Annotated in this window: 19 protein-coding genes; 11 read left to right on the top strand and 8 right to left on the bottom strand. The window is 64.0% G+C overall.

What is annotated here, in order from left to right; translation table 11 throughout:
• Window positions 1–63: 63 nt before the first annotated feature.
• The 3 genes from ABIB73_RS22155 to ABIB73_RS22145 all read left to right on the top strand — a co-directional run bounded on the left by ABIB73_RS22155 (window position 64) and on the right by ABIB73_RS22145 (window position 1,601).
• Window positions 64–987, top strand: a complete 924-nt coding sequence (locus tag ABIB73_RS22155; RefSeq protein WP_354227292.1) for a LysR substrate-binding domain-containing protein — start codon at window positions 64–66, stop codon at window positions 985–987.
• Between the two features lie 243 nt (window positions 988–1,230).
• On the top strand, window positions 1,231–1,395 hold the full coding sequence (locus ABIB73_RS22150) for a hypothetical protein (protein ID WP_354227291.1): 165 nt from the start codon (window positions 1,231–1,233) through the stop codon (window positions 1,393–1,395).
• A complete protein-coding gene (locus tag ABIB73_RS22145) occupies window positions 1,392–1,601 on the top strand; it encodes a hypothetical protein (protein ID WP_354227290.1) in 210 nt (69 codons plus the stop codon). Before ABIB73_RS22150 ends, ABIB73_RS22145 begins: the two co-directional genes overlap by 4 nt.
• A 64-nt stretch (window positions 1,602–1,665) precedes the next feature.
• Here the strand turns inward: ABIB73_RS22145 and ABIB73_RS22140 are convergent, their stop codons facing one another.
• A complete protein-coding gene (locus ABIB73_RS22140) occupies window positions 1,666–2,124 on the bottom strand; it encodes a MerR family transcriptional regulator (protein ID WP_354227389.1) in 459 nt (152 codons plus the stop codon).
• 99 nt (window positions 2,125–2,223) lie between these two features.
• On the opposite strand from ABIB73_RS22140, the gene ABIB73_RS22135 reads away from it, so the two are divergent.
• Window positions 2,224–3,537: an NADH:flavin oxidoreductase/NADH oxidase family protein gene (locus ABIB73_RS22135; protein ID WP_354227388.1), complete on the top strand. Its 1,314-nt coding sequence runs from the start codon at window positions 2,224–2,226 to the stop codon at window positions 3,535–3,537.
• 59 nt (window positions 3,538–3,596) lie between these two features.
• Here the strand turns inward: ABIB73_RS22135 and ABIB73_RS22130 are convergent, their stop codons facing one another.
• From ABIB73_RS22130 to ABIB73_RS22120, 3 genes are all read right to left on the bottom strand, one after another.
• Window positions 3,597–3,875: a hypothetical protein gene (locus ABIB73_RS22130; protein WP_354227289.1), complete on the bottom strand. Its 279-nt coding sequence runs from the start codon at window positions 3,873–3,875 to the stop codon at window positions 3,597–3,599.
• A gap of 48 nt (window positions 3,876–3,923) precedes the next feature.
• Window positions 3,924–4,211 carry a hypothetical protein gene (locus ABIB73_RS22125; protein ID WP_354227288.1) on the bottom strand — a complete coding sequence of 96 codons (288 nt, stop codon included), beginning with the start codon at window positions 4,209–4,211 and terminating at the stop codon, window positions 3,924–3,926.
• A 104-nt stretch (window positions 4,212–4,315) separates the two neighbouring features.
• Window positions 4,316–4,657 carry a hypothetical protein gene (locus ABIB73_RS22120; protein WP_354227287.1) on the bottom strand — a complete coding sequence of 114 codons (342 nt, stop codon included), beginning with the start codon at window positions 4,655–4,657 and terminating at the stop codon, window positions 4,316–4,318.
• Window positions 4,658–4,778: 121 nt separating this feature from the next.
• Between ABIB73_RS22120 and ABIB73_RS22115 the strand changes: the two genes are divergently transcribed.
• The 4 genes from ABIB73_RS22115 to ABIB73_RS22100 all read left to right on the top strand — a co-directional run bounded on the left by ABIB73_RS22115 (window position 4,779) and on the right by ABIB73_RS22100 (window position 9,595).
• Window positions 4,779–5,099 (top strand): hypothetical protein, encoded by a 321-nt coding sequence (locus ABIB73_RS22115; RefSeq protein ID WP_354227286.1) that lies wholly within the window; start codon window positions 4,779–4,781, stop codon window positions 5,097–5,099.
• A gap of 244 nt (window positions 5,100–5,343) precedes the next feature.
• The gene (locus ABIB73_RS22110) at window positions 5,344–6,069 is read left to right on the top strand and encodes an outer membrane protein (RefSeq protein WP_354227285.1); all 726 of its coding nucleotides are present in this window, start codon (window positions 5,344–5,346) and stop codon (window positions 6,067–6,069) included.
• A 168-nt stretch (window positions 6,070–6,237) separates the two neighbouring features.
• Window positions 6,238–8,379 (top strand): methyl-accepting chemotaxis protein, encoded by a 2,142-nt coding sequence (locus ABIB73_RS22105; RefSeq protein ID WP_354227284.1) that lies wholly within the window; start codon window positions 6,238–6,240, stop codon window positions 8,377–8,379.
• 154 nt (window positions 8,380–8,533) lie between these two features.
• A complete protein-coding gene (locus ABIB73_RS22100) occupies window positions 8,534–9,595 on the top strand; it encodes an MBL fold metallo-hydrolase (RefSeq protein ID WP_354227283.1) in 1,062 nt (353 codons plus the stop codon).
• Between the two features lie 74 nt (window positions 9,596–9,669).
• Here ABIB73_RS22100 and aroQ read toward each other — a convergent pair whose 3' ends face one another.
• The 4 genes from aroQ to ABIB73_RS22080 all read right to left on the bottom strand — a co-directional run bounded on the left by aroQ (window position 9,670) and on the right by ABIB73_RS22080 (window position 13,076).
• Window positions 9,670–10,101, bottom strand: coding sequence for a type II 3-dehydroquinate dehydratase (aroQ, locus tag ABIB73_RS22095; RefSeq protein ID WP_354227282.1), 432 nt, complete (start codon window positions 10,099–10,101; stop codon window positions 9,670–9,672).
• Between the two features lie 101 nt (window positions 10,102–10,202).
• On the bottom strand, window positions 10,203–11,483 hold the full coding sequence (locus tag ABIB73_RS22090) for a TRAP transporter large permease (RefSeq protein ID WP_354227281.1): 1,281 nt from the start codon (window positions 11,481–11,483) through the stop codon (window positions 10,203–10,205).
• A complete protein-coding gene (locus ABIB73_RS22085) occupies window positions 11,480–12,028 on the bottom strand; it encodes a TRAP transporter small permease (protein WP_354227280.1) in 549 nt (182 codons plus the stop codon). Before ABIB73_RS22085 ends, ABIB73_RS22090 begins: the two co-directional genes overlap by 4 nt.
• 19 nt (window positions 12,029–12,047) lie before the next feature.
• On the bottom strand, window positions 12,048–13,076 hold the full coding sequence (locus tag ABIB73_RS22080; protein WP_354227279.1) for a TRAP transporter substrate-binding protein: 1,029 nt from the start codon (window positions 13,074–13,076) through the stop codon (window positions 12,048–12,050).
• Window positions 13,077–13,235: 159 nt separating this feature from the next.
• Here ABIB73_RS22080 and ABIB73_RS22075 point away from each other — a divergent pair, with 159 nt between their 5' ends.
• The 3 genes from ABIB73_RS22075 to ABIB73_RS22065 all read left to right on the top strand — a co-directional run bounded on the left by ABIB73_RS22075 (window position 13,236) and on the right by ABIB73_RS22065 (window position 19,102).
• Window positions 13,236–13,970, top strand: coding sequence for a GntR family transcriptional regulator (locus tag ABIB73_RS22075; protein ID WP_354227278.1), 735 nt, complete (start codon window positions 13,236–13,238; stop codon window positions 13,968–13,970).
• A gap of 204 nt (window positions 13,971–14,174) precedes the next feature.
• Complete coding sequence (gene hemA / locus ABIB73_RS22070; RefSeq protein ID WP_354227277.1) at window positions 14,175–15,404, top strand: 5-aminolevulinate synthase; 1,230 nt, start codon at window positions 14,175–14,177, stop codon at window positions 15,402–15,404.
• A 188-nt stretch (window positions 15,405–15,592) separates the two neighbouring features.
• Complete coding sequence (locus tag ABIB73_RS22065; protein ID WP_354227386.1) at window positions 15,593–19,102, top strand: PAS domain-containing hybrid sensor histidine kinase/response regulator; 3,510 nt, start codon at window positions 15,593–15,595, stop codon at window positions 19,100–19,102.
• Window positions 19,103–19,248: the final 146 nt, after the last annotated feature.

Here is a 19,248-nt window from a genome sequence, read left to right as displayed (position 1 = left end):
ATCGCCATTCAGATAATGCATTCTTATAATCCGGGTATATCGATTATGAATTAAGGTGGCCCTGTGAAAGCCCCGCCTCTGCGTCTCGGCGCCGTCGACCTCAACCTCCTTTCGGTGTTCGATGCCGTCATGAGGGAGAGATCGACCACGCGCGCCGGCCAGAGCCTGGGCCTGAGCCAGCCGGCCGTGAGCCATGCCTTGGGCCGGCTTCGTCACATGTTGAAGGACGAGCTGTTCGTGCGCGGCCCACATGGCATGGTGCCGACTCCTCGCGCAGAGCAGCTCTCCGTCCCGATCCGCGCGGCCATCGACGGCCTGCGACAGGCGCTGGAGCCGGACGAGTTCGATCCAGCCAAGGCCACCGCGTCATTCAACATCGCTGTCGATAATTACGCGGCGATCGTTCTGGTCGCACCCATAGCGGCCGCGGTCGCGCGGCTAGCTCCGGGAGTAAGACTGGATTTCCGTCCGAGCGGCACGCTGAACGTCATCGACCTGCTCGATCGGAGCGAACTTCAGCTCGCGATCGGCCCGTCCGATACTGCGGCCGAGCGCTTCACGCAGAGGCGGCTGATCCAGGACGATTTCGTGCTCGTTATGCGCAAGAACCATCCACTTGCGAAGGACCGGGAAATCTCCAGGGAAAAGCTCGCCGCCGCCGCGCAGCTGGAGATTTCGTCCGCACGGTTCGGCAGCGACGCCGCCTTGGGTGGGGCAGAGCCCTCGCGACCGCACCGGCGGCCCGTCGTGCGTGCGCCTATCTTGTCAGCGGCACGCATTCTCGCGACATCCGACCTCGTCGCCGTTCTCCCGTCGAGGGTCGCGATCAACATGGCGCACGGCGGTGAGCTCGCGCTGAGACAATTGGCCCGCTCACCCAAGTCAATCGCAACATCGATGATCTGGCCCCGCCGGCTCGACAACCAGCCGGCCCACGCCTGGCTTCGCCATGTCATCACCGACGTCACCGCAGATCACGGCAAGTGACGATCTTCGCAAGGTCGCGTTCGCCGCTCGATGCCGTTCATTACCCAATTTGCGCGGCGGAGCCCAAATCTGCGACCGCATCAACGCGGCGCCATCGGTATCCCGTTCCGACCGGACAATTGCAGTCACGCGCTTTTTATTCCTCGTGACCGCCGACACGACTTCAAAGCTCCAGGCTGCACCCCACATCAGGATGGAATGATTTCCATCATGTGATGATGGACTTGCCAGTTTGGAGCCGACATGGGCCAGGTTATTCAGTTTGTCTCAAAATCCGAGCGCGAACGCGTTCGCCTCATTCAGGAAGCACGAGCGATCTACGACAGCATCTTCCCGCCGGCTGATCCGGTCAGTGAGCGGCACGACAAGGTCGCGATCGGCGGCAACGGCGTGAGTAACCTTTCGTGATCAAGATCATCGCCGTGCTTTGCAGCCTTTCCTCTCCAGCCAATTGCCACGAGCAGATCGTCACCACCTCGGACTTCGCCGACGTCACGATGACATCGTGCCTGATGGGCGCGCCGCAGCTCGCCGAATGGATGAACCAGCATCCCGCCGAGCGCCTCGCGGCCTGGCGCTGCGTGATCGGTCAGCAGAGCCGCAGGGGCGCCTGAGGCGGGCGCTCGCTTTGAGACGCCTGTTCAAGCATTCGGAAAACCCTCCGCACATTCTACCGGATCATGCTCTAGGACGACCTCGTGCGGGCGTTCGTCTCCTCTTTGGAGCCGGCTCGCTCTGTTTGCGAAAGCGGGTCATCACCCGCTTTGCATTGTCGCCGCAGCTCAAGCCTTCCGGCTTGGTCTCGATTGTTTCGATGATGGCGTGCAGACGTTCCAGGCTCTCGGCCAGGCGCTCCCGCAGCGTCTCGATTTCGGCAGCCTTCCGCCTCAGCGCGTCCAGGAGTTCGTCATGGTGCCAGGCATCGAACCTTGGCGGCATCAGGCGGCGAATCTCCTGAAGCGAGAACCCGGCGTTCTGGGCGCTGGTGATGATCTCCAGCAGCATGACCGCGTCCGCTGTGTATTCCCGATAATTGTTCGCGCCGCGCTCGACGGCGCTGATCAAGCCGCTCGCTTCGTAAAAGCGGATGCGGGACGCGGTCAGGCCGCTGCGGGCCGCCAGTTCTCCAATCCTCATACCGGGCCTCACGCGGGGGTTGACCTTAAAGTTAACTTTAAGGGTAGGGTCGGGGCGCAATCAAGCCAGGTATTCGATGAAATGTATTCGATGAAATCCTTGAAACTGTTCGAGAAGCTGACGCTCCCCAATGGCTCGGTCATTCCCAACCGCATCGCCAAAGCCGCGATGGAAGAGAACATGGCCGACGCGGATCAGGCGCCGTCGCAGAAATTGATGCGTCTTTACGAGTCCTGGGCGGATGGCGAGGCTGGCTTGATCATCACCGGCAACGTGATGGTTGACGGGCGCGCGATGACGGGACCGGGCGGCGTCGTGCTGGAGGACGACAGTCATTTGGACAGGTTCAGGCGCTGGGCCGACATTGGCCGGTCCCGAGGCGCGCAGGTCTGGCTTCAGATCAACCATCCGGGCCGCCAGATGCAGGCCAATCTCGGCCAGAAGACCTGGGCGCCCTCAGCCGTGGCGATGGATCTCGGCAAGATGTCCAGTCGTTTCGCCGTGCCGGAGGCGATGACCGAGGATGTCATTGCCGACGTCATCAGGCGTTTTGCACGGACGGCCCGACTGGGCGAGCACGCCGGGTTCACCGGGGTCGAGATCCACGCCGCTCACGGCTACTTGCTCAACCAATTTCTTTCGCCGCGCACCAACCTAAGAACGGATGCGTGGGGCGGCCCCCTCGAGAACAGGGCGCGCCTGTTGCTGGAGATCGTGAAGGCCGTTCGCGCCAAGGTATCTTTGGGCTTCGCGGTCGCCGTCAAGCTCAATTCCGCCGATTTCCAGCGCGGGGGATTCAGCAGCGACGACGCCCGACAGGTGGTCGAGATGCTCAACGATCTCGACGTGGACCTCGTGGAGCTTTCGGGTGGGAGCTACGAGGCGCCGGCGATGCAGGGGCAGTCGCGCGACGGCCGGACACTCGCCCGCGAGGCCTACTTCCTGGAGTTTGCCCGCGACATCAGAACGGTGGCACGGATGCCGCTGATGATCACCGGAGGCATTCGCCGGCGCGCGGTTGCCGATCAAGTCACCGAGAGCGGGGTCGACATGGTCGGCATCGCCACGGCGCTGGCGATCGACCCGCATTTGCCGCGCGACTGGCGTCTCGGCAAGGACACCACCCCGGAACTTCAGCCGATCACATGGACCAACAAGACCCTGGCCTCGCTCGCCAACATGGCCGCCGTCAAATTCCAGTTGCGGCGATTGAGCCGGGGCGGAAGCCCTGATCCAAAAGTGTCGCCGCTATGGGCATTGATCCTGCAACAGGGCGCCACCGCATTCCGGACGCGACAATATCGGCGGTGGATCGCGCAGCGCTCGGCGCCAGAGGCGTCGATCACCTCCGCCTCCGCGTCTGAGCCGGCCTTGCGTGGTACGGCTTCTCACACCAAATCCTCAAGCTCCTGAATGGGCGGTATTTGCCGGCGCCGCCTGCCGCAAGTCATCGTCAGCATGTCATCTCAACGTTAACCAACGTCGATTCCCATGCGATGGACCAACGCGCTCCCGATCCTGCTGGCGCTGAGCGTGTCCTTCACCGCGCCGTGCGTCGATGCAGCCTCCGCGCCGCCATCACCACCCGCCCCGCCCGTGGTGTCGGCCAGCGTCACCGGGCCCGGGCAGACCGTGTTCGATACGCGCAATAGCTGCGAACAAATCGACACCCCTGACGCACCCGCCCGTGCTTTCACGACGATCGCAACGTCGTCCAGGTGAGCCTGCGCTTCGACGGGTAGGCGAAACATTGGCCATGTCCGTCAGGGCCAGGCCGCAACTTCCCTCGGCCCTCGATCTCACCGCGGATTGGTATTGCGCCAGGTCGGGACGGCGTTGGTCACGCCGACCGACGGCCAGTTATACGTGCCGACTGAAGGCGCCGTGACCGTTCCGACCGACTGTCCGGAACTCCCGTACGTCCTGGGTTGCGTCGCGGTCACGCCGGAGCTTCCATAGGTTGGAGCCAGTACGGCGGTCGTACTGGTGTGCCTGCTGGACCTGTGCCTCTTCGCTTCAGCGGCGAAAGGTGCCACCACCAGCCCGACGGTGATGAGGGCGGCAAGCGCAAATCTGGCTTTGGTCATGGCTGATCCTTTCACCGGCGTGGCTGGCCGAACGGTTTCGATACGGACCAGACAGACAACGCCGTGCACGTGCACATGTGCCGGACCACCGCAATGTCAAGCCGTCACCGTCGCTTCGGTCGGCACGCCTTGCGGCCGTGGCGCTCCTTCACGGTCGCGACCGAATGTATCAACTCCTTGAAGGCGGTAATCGCCTTGTCGTCCGCGAGCACATTTCCGGGATGTGCTTCCAGATGCTCGATCACGGCGAGGAGAGCATCCGCAATCTGGCCGATCTGCTTGCCGTAGCCGGCGACGTCGGACAGCACGTCCTTCTCGACATCAGGCGCCGAGGATTGCCCGACCGTGATGTTGACGAGGCCGAACTGGCCGCCAGTCGGACTGAAGAACGACGGATAGATGGACTGGACGACATCCCCCGACAGGGGCAGCTTGAACACGGGCATGCGATTTCCCCTCGCTGACGCTCGACCGGCGCGGAAACACTACCACGGTCAGCGCTGCCTTCGGATGGACCCGAATCAGCGCTAGTGCATTCACCTCATCGACTTCGCGTATTGAGGTGACATGACGGGCCCTGAACTGAAGCAATTGCGCGCCGACCTGTCCGAGGTGCTCGGCCGGGAGCTCACGGTCGCCGACATGGCAAAACTGTGCGGCCTGCCGGCGGCGACCGGCGCCGTCACGATCAGGCGCTGGGAGGTGAGCGGCCCGACCGTGGACGCAACCAAGGTGCTGCGCGTGCTGGCGATGGCGAGCGAGCGCTATCCGATCCTGGAGAAGTTCGACATCTTCGATCGCCACGACGTGCGCGAGGAAGACCGGCCCGCAAAGCGCGCCGCGTTCCGCGCGCAGATGCGCGACGAGGCGCGGCGGCGTCTTGGTTAATAGCGGCGGCGTCGTGGTTAATAAAAGACGCGCGCAAGTTACCCGAAGGCTGCAAGATTAAGCCTTCCTTCAGCACTTCTTAAGCCGCCATTAAGTACGAAAAGCATTTGCAGCCCAATACGTTAGGTTGGGTGTCGCTGTGCCACGCATGTGACAGCATTTTCGACAAAAGCAAGCTATCTGCATAACCGACGACGGCGCGGAAAGCGCGCCTGCCGGGGACCTGAGTGTTGGAGTTTGGACGATGAAGAAGATTCTGTTTGCGACCGTGGCGCTGCTCGTGGTGGGCGCGGCTGCGCCGGCGATCGGTGCCGACCTCGGCGCCCGCCCCTATTACAGCAAGGCTGCGCCGGCCTATGCCGCGCCGATCTACAACTGGACCGGCTTCTACATCGGTGCACATGTCGGCGGCGCATTCTCCAGCGACAACAATTTCAACGGCCTCTCCACCGGCAACAACGGCAACGGCCGTTTCCTCGGCGGCGTGCAGGTCGGTGCGGACTGGCAGCTCAACCCGAACTTCGTGGTCGGCGTCGAAGGCCAGTATTCCTGGCTCTCCGGCAATGTCGGCGCGGTGTTCCCGGGCGGTGTCGCCTACACCAACGACCAGCGCGGCCTCGGCTCGATCACCGGCCGCGTCGGCTACACCTGGGGTCCAGGCTTGCTCTACGTAAAGGGCGGCTACGCCTATTCGGACAACAACGAGAAGGTCACGGTCGGCGGCGTGCCGACCGGCTTCATCATCGATGGCGATCACCGCAACGGCTACACCGTCGGCGCCGGCCTCGAATACATGTTCGCCCCGAACTGGTCGGCCAAGGCCGAGTACCAGTACTACAATTTCGGCGACGCGCACTTCACCGCGGGCCCGCTGGCGGGCACCGGCAACTTCACCACCGACGACCACACCATCAAGGCGGGCGTCAACTACCGCTTCAACTGGGCCAACTCGGCCGTCGCGCGCTACTGATCGATCGTCAAAACCTCTTCGCGATCAAGGGCCGACATGGTTGCCGGCCCTTTCTTTTTTCGCTCTGCGGAACGAACGCAACCAATTGTGCAACTTGCGATTTTTTAACCGGCACCACGGATACTCCGCAGCGAAAATATAAGAGATCACGGGTGTGGGGGAATTTCGATGGCGATCCGTCTGAGCCTTGGTCGTTTCAAGCCTCGCTTCAAAATGCCGAAATGGGGCCTGCGCGGCAGCCTTTTTGCGGCTTTCGCGGTGATCGCGGGCATGGGCTTGGTGATCGCAGCCGGCGCCGGCTTCGTGTTCAACCATCTGGGCTCGACCATGATGGATCTCAGCGGCCGCGACATCCCGCGCCTCTCGGCCAGCCTCCAGCTCGCCTCGCAGAGCGCAACGCTCGCGGCGCAGGGTCCGGGGCTTCTCGCGTCGCCCTCCGACGAAGCACTGAAGGAGCGCACCAAGAAGGTGCAGGAGATCCAGCAGCTCGCCATGGCCAAGCTCGGCGAGATCATCGAGCTCGGCGCCGACCAGCAGACCGCGAGCGCGCTGCGCGACACCGTCAAGAGCATCGACGAAGCGACGCAGAGCCTGGTGTCGGCCGCACGCGAACGGCTCGACACCGGCGCGCTGCACGACAAGCAGTATGAAGCGCTGCGCAAGGCGCAGCTCGCCTTCGTCGGCGCCGCCGGTCCGGCGATGCTGGATACGCAGACGCGCCTGAACGCGATCCTCGGCGCCGCCGACCTCTCCGCGGACGATGCCACCGAAGCCGCCCGCACCGTCGCCCAGATCTCGACGGTCTCCGCCAACGGCAATTTGATGGCCGCCGACATGATGGCGGCGCTTTCGGCCAACAACAGCGACACGCTGGAGGCGATCGAGAAGGAATTCAAGACGACCCGCGACCGCGTCAAGTCGAACATCGAGGATCTCCCGAACATTCCCTCGATGCAGGCCGTGCGCGACACCGTGCAGAAGCTGTTCGCCTTCGGCGAGGGCAAGACCGGCGTGTTCAAGATCCGCGAGAAGGAGCTCGACGCCATCGACTACGGCCAGACCATTCTGGACGAGACGCGCAAGCTCAATGTCGGTCTCGGCATCAGCGTGCAGCAGCTCGTCGACGGCGTGCAGAAGGAGACCAATGCGTCTACCTTCCAGGCCCGGCAGGAGATTTCGCTCGCCACCACCGCCATGCTGGCGCTGGGCGCGCTGACGCTGGTCGGCTCGGCCCTGTTCGTCTGGCTCTATGTCGGCCGCAACATCCTGCGCCGGATCCGCGAGCTCCAGCGCGCGATGCAGCTGCTCTCGGCCGGCGATCTCGATACCGAGATTGTCCGCTCCCGGCAGAATGACGAGATCGGCGCGATGAAAGACGCGCTGCAAGTGTTCCGCGACAGCATGATCGAGGCCCGGGCGCTTGCGAGCGAGCAAGACAAGGACCGCGTCGTCAAGGCCGAGCGTGCCGCGCACATGGAGGCGAAGATCGCGGAATTCGAGGGCACGGTACGCACCGCGCTCAACAATCTCGCGCAATCGGCCAACTCGATGCAGTCGACCGCACAGAGCATGTCGACGACCGCCGAGCAATCCAACGCCCTGGTGAACGCCGTCGCCTCCGCCGCGGAGGAGACCTCGGTCAACGTGCAGACCGTGTCGTCTGGTACCGAGCAGCTCTCGTCTTCGATCGAGGAGATCAGCAAGCAGGTCGTCACCTCGGCCGCGATCGCCAAGAAGGCGGTCGACGAGGCCGGCGCCACCGATACGACGGTGCAGAGCCTCGCCAACAGCGCCAGCCGCATCAGCGTCGTCGTCGATCTGATCCAGACGATCGCCTCGCAGACCAATCTGCTCGCGCTCAACGCCACCATCGAGGCGGCGCGCGCGGGCGAGGCCGGCCGCGGTTTCGCGGTGGTTGCCTCCGAGGTGAAGAGCCTCGCGAGCCAGACCGCGAAGGCGACCGAAGAGATCCGAACCCAGATCGCCAGCATGCAGCAGGTCACGACCTCGGCCGTCGGCGCCATCCAGGGCATCGGCCGGATCATCGGCGAGATCAACGACGTCACGACGACGATTGCGGCTGCGGTCGAGGAACAGGGCGCAGCCACCCGCGAGATCGCCCGCAACATCCAGCATGCGGCCGGCGGCACCAGCGAGGTTTCCAGCAACATCGTCGGCGTCTCCACCGCCTCCGCCGAGGCCGGCGCTGCGGCGACCGAAGTGCTCGGCGCCTCCGATGCGCTGCGCCGCGAGGCCGACATGCTCCGCGGGGAGATCGACGCGTTCCTCAACAACATGCGGGCGGCGTAAAACGCCTCCCGTCGTTCCGGCCGGAGTCTCGTAGCCGAGATAGAGCGCCGCGAAATCCGGGCTACGGAAAAACTGCCGGAATGACCGCTATGCGGGCCGCACCCGCGTCCTTTTTCGGCTGGCGCGGCGCGCCCGGTGGGTTTAAGCCGGTAGCATGCAATCGAAAACCGACACCGTGCAGTCCTCGGCCGAGGCCCTGCGCTACCCATGGGAACAGCACCCCGGCCCCGATGAGGTCGTGGAGGTGCGGCCCGGCGTGTTGTGGGCGCGGCTGAAGCTGCCGTTCCGCCTCAACCACGTGAACATCTACCTGCTCGCCGACGGCGACGGCTATGCGATGGTCGACGCCGGCTTCGGCAATGAGGAGACGATCGAGGCCTGGACGAAGCTGTTTGACGGGCCGCTGAAAGGTGTCAACATCACGCGCCTGATTGTGACGCATTCGCATCCCGACCATGTCGGCCTCGCGGGCTGGATCATCGAGCGGTTCAACTGTCCGCTGGTGATGTCGCAGGTCGAATATCTGCAATCGGTCTATCACCAGAATCGCGGCACCGACGAGCGGCGCGAGGCACAGCGGCTGTTCTTCCGCCGCCACGGCATGGATGAGTCGCTCACCGAAAAGCTGCTCGGCCGCGGCCAGGATTATCTCAAGCGCGTCTCGGTGCTGCCGCCGTCCTATCGCCGCATCTCGCATGGCGACGAGGTCGTGATCGGCGCGCGCCGCTTCAAGGTGATCACCGGCGGCGGCCACGCGCTCGACCAGGTGATGCTGTATTGCGCCGACGACAAGCTGTTCCTCTCCGCCGACCAGGTGCTGAGCAAGATCTCGCCCAATGTCAGCGTCTGGGCGGTCGAGCCCGACCAGAACTCGCTCGGCGAATATCTGGCTTCGCTCGCAAGCCTCACCACCACCCTGCCCTATGATTTGCTGGTGCTGCCCGGGCACGGCGTGCCGTTCTACGGATTAAAGACCCGCATCAAGCAGCTCGCCGACCACCATGAGGAGCGCTGCCGCCTGATCGCGGAAGCGTGCCGCGAGGTGCCGCAGACCTCGCGCGCATTGGTGCCGGTGGTGTTCAACAAGCATGTGCTGGACGAACACCAGATGGGCTTTGCCGCCGGCGAACTGGTCGCGCACGTCAACTACATGATTGTCGAGGGCCGGCTGACCGCCGAGACCAAGGATGGCGTGCTTCAGTTCAGGACGACCTAAACTCTGTCGTCATGGCCGGGCTTGTCCCGGTCATGACGAGTTTGTGGAACGACTGGCCGCTCAGACCGCTCATCTCACTTCATCTGCGCGATCGCGTGCATTGCCGCGATATAGCCGTACGGCCCCAGCCCGCAGATCACGCCGGTCGCCACGAACGAGATCTTCGAGTGCCGGTGATATTCGTCGCGGGCGTGGATGTTGGAGACATGGACTTCCAGCACCGGGCCCTCGAACGCCTTGATCGCGTCCATGATCGCGACCGAGGTGAAGGAGAAGCCGGCCGGATTGATGATGATGGCATCGGCATCCTGCCGCGCCGACTGGATCAGGTCGACGAGTACGCCTTCATGATTGGATTGGTGGAAGGCAAGTTTGAGCCCGAGTTTTGCGGCGGCCGCCTCGCAGCTGTCGTTGACCTGGGCGAGCGTCGTGGTGCCGTAGATGTGCGGCTCGCGCACGCCGAGCAGGTTGAGGTTGGGACCGTTGAGGATCATCACGCGCTTCATGGAAGGTCCTTTCGAAAACTTTGTTTGAGCATGATCTCCGCGCAAACGCGTTTCGCGTTTGTCGCGAGGCAAAACCGCTGCACACTTTTCCGGATCATGCTTTATCCGCCGAACCACTTTGCCGGGCCGGTGACGAGAACGGGAAACAGCGTCAGCAAGGCTAGCACAGCGAGTTGCGCGATCATGAACGGCCAGACGCCGCGGATCAAATCATCCATCGAAACCCGGGAGACGCCGGAGACCACGTTGAGCACGACGCCGACCGGCGGCGTGATCAAGCCGATCGCATTGTTGATGATGAAGAGCACGCCGAAATAGACGGGGTCGATGCCGGCCTGCTTCACGATCGGCATCAGGATCGGCGTCAGGATCAGAATCGTCGGAGTCATATCGAGCGCGGTGCCAAGGATCACGACGATGATCATCAGCACGATGGTAAGAACGGTCTTGTTGCCGGCGAACGGCTGAACCATGGCGACGATCTGGCCCGAGATATCGGCGACCGTGATCAGCCATGACGAGACCAGCGCGGCCGCCACCAGGAACATCACCACCGCCGTGGTCTGCGCAGTAGAGACCAGCAGCGCCGGGAGTTGCGACGGCTTGAGCTCGCGATAGACGCCCATCGCCACCACCAGCGAATAGACCGCGACGACGACGGCGGCTTCGGTCGGCGTGAAGATGCCGAAGCGCAGACCGAAGATGATGATCATCGGCAGCATCAAGGCCCAGAAGCCGTCGATCAACGCGCGCCAGATCTCGGCAAGGTTCTTGCGCGGGAGGCGCGCGGGGTTTTCCTTGCGCACCACCCACCACCAGGCACAGCACAGGCCGGCGCCGAGCAGCAGGCCGGGCACGATGCCGGCCAGGAACAGCTTTGAGATCGAGACATTGGCGGCGACGCCAAAGATAACACAACCGATCGACGGAGGGATCACCGGCGCGATGATGCCGCCGGCCGCGACCAGCCCTGCCGCACTGGCGCGATTATGGCCGGCGGCGGCCATCATCGGCACCAGCAGCGCACCGAGTGCTGCGGCATCCGCGACCGCCGAACCCGAGAGCGAGGCCAGGATGCAGGAGGTGAGGATCGCGACATAGCCGAGCCCGCCGCGGAAATGGCCGACCAGTGCGATCGCGAAGTTGAGGATGCGCCGCGCCAGGCCGCCGGTGTTCATGACCTCGCCGGCGAGGATGAAGAAAGGCACCGCCATCAGCGGAAAGGAATCGACCCCGTTGACAACGTTCTGCGCGATGATCTGGGAGTCGAACATGGCCAGATACGCCATCAGCGCAACGCCGCATATGATCAGCGCGAACGCGATCGGCATGCCGATCGCCATGGCGCCCAGCAGCGAGAAGGTGAAGACGGCGACGGTCATGCCTGGAGCTTTCCGCCGGCGGCTTCGGGAGAGTGCGGCAGCTCCTCGGATTCGCTGATCGCGATCAGGTCGGCATCGGCGATCTGCCCGGCCACGAGCCGGTAGAGCTCATGAATGATGATCACGCAGGACGAGGCGCTGAACACGATGCCGGCGGCATAGAACAGACCGACCGACAGCCCCGAGGCCGGCGCCACCGTGTCCCAGTTCAGGACTGTCTGCTTCCACGATCCCTCCGTCAGCAGCACCGAAGCGTAGAGCATGAGCGCGTGGCTTAGTCCGTAACAGACCTTCCGCCCGAGCGGCGGCAGCACCTTGACCAGGCTATCGACACCGAGATGGGCGTGCTCCTTCATGCCGATGATCGCGCCCAGAAACACCATCCAGACGAACAGCCAACGCGACAGCTCTTCCGAGATCGCGATGCCGGAATTGAAGCCGTAGCGCAGCACCACATTGCTGAACACCAGCACCACCATGGCGGCTAGCAACACCGCGATGACCGCGCGCAGCAGCCAGAAATAAGCATCGACGATCATCTTCATGGCGACAGGCCCGCAGCACTCAAGGCTTCAACGCATGCACGCGGTCGAGCTCGCTGTTGAACAGCTTGACGATCGCGGGATCGTAGTCGGCGGAGAATTTCTCAGCGATCGGCTTTGTCTTGTCGCGCATGCGGGCGAGCTCGGCAGGCGCGATCTCGTTGATCTCCATGCCCTTGGCCTTCAGCTCGTCGATCGCGGCCTTGGCCTGCTCGCGGCTGACCTGACGCTGATAGTCGCGCGCCTCGATTGCGGCGTCCCGCAAGATATTCTGCTCGTCGGGCGAAAGCCCGTCCCAGAACTTCTTGCTGATCAGGATGATGTTGGTCGAATAGGTGTGGTTGGTGACGCTGAGATATTTCTGCACCTCGAAGAACTTGTTCGACAGGATGACGGAGAACGGATTCTCCTGGCCGTCGACGGTGCGGGTCTCCAGCGCGCCGTAGAGCTCGGAAAAGCTCATCGGCACCGGGTTGGCGTTGAAGGCCTTGAAGGTCTCCAGATAAACCGGGTTCGGGATCACGCGGATCTTGATGCCGTCGAGGTCGTCGCCCTTGGTGATCGGACGCCGGCTGTTGGTGACGTTGCGAAAACCGAGATCCCAATAGGCGAGACCGACGAGGCCTTTCTCCGGCAACTTCGCGAGCAGCGCCGCGCCGAGCGGACCATCGAGCAGCGCGTCCGCCTGCTGCGGCGTCGAGACGATGAACGGAAAATCGATCAGGCCGTAATCCTTGACGATGCCAACCAGCGACGTCGTCGCCGGCGACTGCATCTCCTGTGTGCCGGCGCGCAGCGCCGATTGCTGCTGCATCTCGCTGCCGAGCTGGTTGGCCGGATATTCGCGCACCTTGATCTTGCCGCCACTCTTGGCCGCGACGATCTCGGCGAATTTTTGCACGCCCTTGCTGACGGGATGGTCGGTGTTGTTGAGGTGCCCCCAGCGGATGGTGCGCTCCTGGATGTTCTGCGCCGAAGCTGGCCCCATCGCGCCAAATGCGATCGCGCCGATCGCCGCCACCCAGGCCAGACCTTTGAACCGAACGGGCATCGCCCCCTCCCCTGTTGGATCTAGTCTCTTGGGATGGGACGATCTTATATGACGAAATATAAATCAACTGATACTTTCGATATTATCATATATTACTAGAAACGCTTGATAAAGATGGGAAATTTGTCAAAACGCACGTTCGAAGCGCTAGGATGAGGCATGGACACCCTTCCCGACACGACCGCCGAGACGGTGGGCGACAGCGCCTACCGCCGCATCCGCACCGACCTGATCTTCGGCAAGCTCGTGCCGGGACAGAAGCTGAAGCTCGAGCGGATGAGCGGCGCCTACGGCACCAGCATCTCGACGCTGCGCGAGACGCTGAACCGGCTGTGCTCAGAGGGCTTCGTCGTCGCCGAAGGCCAGCGCGGCTTCGAGGTCGCGCCGATCTCGGCGACCGAATTCCAGGAGATCGCCGAGCTGCGTGAGCTGCTCGAAGGCCACATGATCGAGAAGTCCTTTGCGGCCGGCGATCTCGACTGGGAGGCGCGCATCGTCTCGGCGCACCACAAGCTTTCGGCAATGGAGCGGATGCTGCTGTCGGGCGAAAGATCCGACGCCGAGAGCTGGAAACAATGCGATTTCCAGTTTCACCGCGCGCTTGTCGCGGCCTGCGGATCCAAGGTGCTGCTCGATGCGCATGCCGCGGTCTATGACCGCTATCTGCGCTACCAGATGATCGCAGTGGTGTTTCGCGGCGAGATGGCCGCGGCGGAGCATCGCGAGTTGAAGGAGCTGGCCCTGAAGCGCGATGTCAAGGGCGCGAACGAGGTGCTGCACACCCACATCCATGATTGCGTGACGCATGCGCTGCGCAATTCGGATTGGTTAAAGCCAGTGGCCGCCGTGAAAGAGCCTCGTGCGGAACCGCGGAAAAAGGCGAAGGCCGGCTAGCTTTGGGGCCGCGCGGCACCCGCCGCACATCAGCATTACAAATAGCCGTGAGCGGCTTGATCGGAATCAAGTCGCCCCTTGGCCGATAGGGCATTTTGCCCAAATGCCCCGCCCTTCCAAATGTGGGATAGCGCATAGACATTAGAGCTGGAAAAGCTCTAAGAAGATGCGGCCCCTTGATCAGGTTCCGTTGCAGGTTTGCCGATGGATTACAGCCAGTTCTTCAATTCCGCGCTTGATCGTCTCCATGCCGAGCGGCGCTACCGCGTGTTCGCCGACCTCGAGCGCCTGGCCGGGCGGTTCCCGCATGCGTTCTGGCACTCGCCCAACGGCAAGCGCGACGTCGTGATCTGGTGCTCGAACGACTATCTCGGCATGGGCCAGCACCCAAAGGTGGTCGGCGCCATGGTCGAGACCGCAACGCGCGTCGGCACCGGCGCCGGCGGCACTCGCAACATCGCGGGCACGCATCATCCGCTGGTGCAGCTCGAGGCCGAGCTTGCCGATCTCCACGGCAAGGAAGCCTCGCTGCTGTTCACCTCGGGCTACGTCTCGAACCAGACCGGCATCGCGACCATCGCAAAGCTGATCCCGAACTGCCTGATCCTGTCGGACGAGCTCAACCACAATTCGATGATCGAGGGTATCCGCCAGTCCGGCTGCGAGCGGATTGTATTCCGCCACAACGACCTCGCCGATCTCGAAGAGCTGTTAAAGGCTGCCGGCCCGAGCCGGCCGAAGCTGATCGCATGCGAGAGCCTCTACTCCATGGACGGCGACGTCGCTCCGCTCGCAAAGATCTGCGATCTCGCCGAGAAGTACGGCGCGATGACCTATGTCGACGAGGTCCACGCCGTCGGCATGTACGGCCCGCGCGGCGGCGGCATCGCCGAGCGCGACGGCGTGATGCACCGTATCGACATTCTCGAAGGCACGCTGGCGAAAGCGTTCGGCTGCCTCGGCGGCTACATCGCCGCCAATGGCCAGATCATCGACGCCGTGCGCTCCTACGCGCCGGGCTTCATCTTCACCACCGCGCTGCCGCCGGCGATCTGCTCGGCCGCAACCGCCGCGATCAGGCACCTGAAGACCTCGAACTGGGAGCGCGAGCGCCACCAGGACCGCGCCGCCCGCGTCAAGGCGATCCTCAATGCCGCCGGTCTCCCGGTGATGTCGAACCACACCCACATCGTGCCGCTGTTCATCGGCGACGCCGAGAAGTGCAAGCAGGCCTCCGACCTGCTGCTCGAGCAGCACGGCATCTACATCCAGCCGATCAACTATCCGACGGTTGCCAAGGGCACCGAGCGCCTGCGCATCACGCCCTCGCCCTATCACGACGACGGCCTCATCGATCAGCTCGCCGAAGCGCTGCTGCAAGTGTGGGACCGGTTGGGCCTGCCACTGCGCGAAAAGTCGCTGGCGGCGGAGTAGCCGCCCCGCCGTCGTCCTGGCGAAAAGCCAGGACGACGATGGGGCCGACGGCCTGCCGAGCAGCTTAACGACAATGCCAATTCCCGCCCCCATCGGGCATTTCGCTGTCGCTTGCGACCGCCCAACGCGCTAGATTTGCAGGGAAAATGAGATCGGGCGCGGTCGCGCCCGGGGAGAGCGCGCTCGCCATGCTGCACGACTGGAGCGTGATCGCTGCCGCCTTCGGCTATATCGGCTTCCTGTTCCTGGTGGCGAGCCATGGCGACCGCCGCTCGCCGGCCAGGCGCGGCCGCGCGTCCGGACTGATCTATCCGCTGTCGCTGGCGATTTACTGCACCTCCTGGACCTTCTTCGGCTCGGTCGGTTTCGCCACCCGCACCTCGACCGACTTCCTCGCGATCTATGTCGGCCCGATCCTGATGATCGGGCTCGGCGCCGGTGTCCTGCGCCGCGTGATCCAGCTCGCGAAGGCCCACAACATCACCTCGATCGCCGACTTCATCGGTGCGCGCTACGGCAAGAGCCAGGCGGTGGCCGCAACGGTGGCGCTGATCGCGATCATCGGCTCGGTGCCTTACATCGCGCTCCAGCTCAAGGCGGTCGCTTCCTCGCTCGAAGTCATCTTGAGCGAGGACCAGGCCTTCTCCCACATCCCGATCCTCGGCGACATGGCGCTGATGGTGACGCTGGCGATGGCGGCTTTCGCGGTGCTGTTCGGCACGCGGCAGACCGATGCCACCGAGCATCAGCACGGCCTGATGCTGGCAGTTGCGACCGAATCCATCATCAAGCTGGTCGCCTTCCTCGCCGCCGGCATCTTTGTCACCTTCTGGATGTTCTCGCCGCATGAATTGATCGAGCGCGCGATGAAGACGCCGGAGGCGGTGCGTGCCATCGACTATTCGCCGTCGATCGGCAACTTCCTCACCATGACGCTGCTGTCGTTCTGCGCGATCATGCTGCTGCCGCGCCAATTCCACGTCAGCGTGGTCGAAAACTCGTCCGACGCCGAAGTCGGCCGCGCGCGCTGGCTGTTCCCGCTCTATCTCGTCGCCATCAATTTGTTCGTGATCCCGATCGCGCTCGCCGGCCTCATCAGCTTCCCGTTCGGCGCGGTCGATCCCGACATGTACGTGCTGGCACTGCCGATGGAGGGCGGTGCGGGGCTTCTCAGTGTCGCCGTCTTCGTCGGTGGCCTGTCGGCGGCGACCGCGATGGTGATCGTCGAATGCGTCGCGCTCTCGATCATGGTCTCGAACGACCTCGTGGTGCCGCTGGTGCTGCAACGCAGGCCTGAGGGGCGTACCGGCGCCACCGATTTCGGCGACTTCCTGCTGCGCTCGCGGCGGCTTGCGATCTTCGCCATCATGGTGATGGCCTATTTCTACTACCGCGCGCTCGGCAACACCCAGCTTGCGGCGATCGGCCTGCTCTCCTTTGCCGCCATCGCGCAGCTCGCGCCTAGCTTCTTCGGCGGTCTGTTGTGGCGGCGAGCGACCGCGCGCGGCGCGATCGGCGGCATGCTGGTCGGCTTCGCTGTGTGGCTCTACACGCTGTTCATCCCGAGCTTCATGGATACTTCGACCTCGGGGATCCTGCTGCTCCAGCACGGCCCCTTCGGCATCGAAGCGTTGCGGCCGCAGGCGCTGTTCGGCGCCGACCTGCCGCCGCTGATGCATGGCGTCGTCTGGTCGCTCTCGCTCAACATCCTCACCTATGTGCTGCTGTCGCTGGCGCGGCGGCCCTCCTCCATCGAGCTGGTGCAAGCCGATCTGTTCGTGCCCAACACGCTCGCCCCGATCGCCCCGAACTTCCGCCGCTGGCGCACCACCATCACGGTGCAGGACATCCAGACCACGGTCGCGCAATATCTCGGACCCGACCGCGCCCGGCATTCCTTCGAGGCGTTCTCGGCAAGGCGCAATGTGCGGCTGGAGCTCTCTGCGCCTGCCGATTTCGAGCTGTTGCAGCACGCCGAGCACCTGATCGCGTCCTCGATCGGCGCGGCGTCCTCGCGCCTCGTGATGTCACTCCTGCTGCGCAAGCGGACGGTGTCCGCGAAAGCCGCGCTGAAGCTGCTCGACGATTCCCACGCGGCGTTGCATTTCAACCGCGAGATCCTCCAGACCGCGCTGAACCATGTGCGCCAGGGCATCGCGGTGCTCGACGCCGACCTGCAACTGATCTGCTCCAACCGGCAGTTCGGCGATCTCCTCAACGTGCCGCCGCATTTCATCCAGTTCGGCACGCCGTTGCGCGAAATCCTCGAGTTCATGGGCGTGAGCAATCCCGACGATCCTGCCGAGCGCGAAGCCATGCTGGAGCGGCGGCTTGCGGCCTACACCACAGACAGCGAGCCTTATCTCGAACGTCTGCCGGAACGGCACATGGTAATCGAGATCCTGACCAACCGCATGCCCGGCGGCGGCTTCGTCATCACCTTCACCGACGTCACGCCCACCTTCGAAGCGGCCGAAGCGCTGGAGCGCGCCAATGCGACGCTGGAAAAGCGTGTGCGCGACCGCACCGAGGAGCTGACCCGGCTGAACTCGGAGCTGGCGCTGGCGAAGAGCTCGGCGGAAGACGCCAGCATCTCCAAGACCCGCTTCCTCGCCGCCGCCAGCCACGACATTCTCCAGCCGCTGAACGCGGCGCGGCTCTATGTCACGAGCCTGGTCGAGCGCCAGCACAGCGGCGAAGAGACGCGGCTGGTCGAGAACATCGACGAGTCGCTCCAGGCCATCGAGGAGATCCTCGGCGCGCTGCTCGACATCTCGCGGCTGGATGCCGGCGCCATGACGACCTCGATCTCGAGCTTCAAGATGGCCGATTTGATGCGCTCGCTGGAGATCGAGTTCGCGCCGATCGCCCGCGCCAAGAACCTCGAGCTCGCCTTCGTCCCCTGCTCGCTGCCGGTCGAATCGGACCGGCTGCTGCTGCGGCGGCTGTTGCAGAACCTGATCTCGAACGCGATCAAATACACCCCGCGCGGGCGCGTGCTGGTCGGTTGCCGCCGCCGTGGCGCCTCGCTCAAGATCTGCGTCTACGACACCGGCGTCGGCATCCCGACCGTCAAGCGCGGCGAGATATTCAAGGAATTCCACCGCCTTGAGCAGGGTGCGCGGATCGCGCGCGGGCTAGGGCTGGGGCTCTCGATCGTCGAGCGGCTGGCACGCGTGCTCAACCACGGCATCGCCATCGACGCCAATGCCGGTGGCGGTTCGTTGTTCTCCGTGACGGTACCGACGGCGAAGGCGGTGACGCTCACCGCCGCGGTGACCAGTGCAACGCCGCTGGCGCGCGCGCCGATCGCGGGCGCGCTGATCGTCTGCATCGAGAACGATGCCGCGATCCTCGACGGCATGCGCACGCTCTTGAAGGCCTGGGATGCCGAGGTGATCGCGGTCGCCGATCCCGAAGGCGCGATTACCGCGATCGAGGCCGCTGGCAAACGCGTCACCGGCCTGCTCGTCGACTATCACCTCGACCGCGGCAACGGCGTCGCTGCAATTCGCGACATCCGCCGCCGCTTCGGCGACACCATTCCGGCGATCCTGATCACCGCCGACCGCAGCCCCGCCGTGCAGATGGCCGCGCGCGAGGAGAAGATCGCCGTGCTGAACAAACCGGTGAAGCCGGCTTCGCTGCGCGCTTTGCTCGGGCAATGGCGCACGCAGCAGTTGGTGGCGGCGGAGTAGGCGCTCGCTCGCAAATGACGGAGCATGGGGTACCATCGTCATCCCCAATCAGCATTTGACTCGCAGACATGCGCTCGCCTTCTCGCGGCGCAATTCGCCCGAGTTTTACTCTCCGCGTTGCGCTCCTTCGAATAAAGGGCGCAGGG

The sequence above is a fragment of the Bradyrhizobium sp. F1.4.3 genome, from assembly GCF_040548375.1.
GTDB lineage: Bacteria > Pseudomonadota > Alphaproteobacteria > Rhizobiales > Xanthobacteraceae > Bradyrhizobium.
Note: the sequence above shows the minus strand (reverse complement) of the source record. Positions and strands in the feature narration are given on the sequence as shown.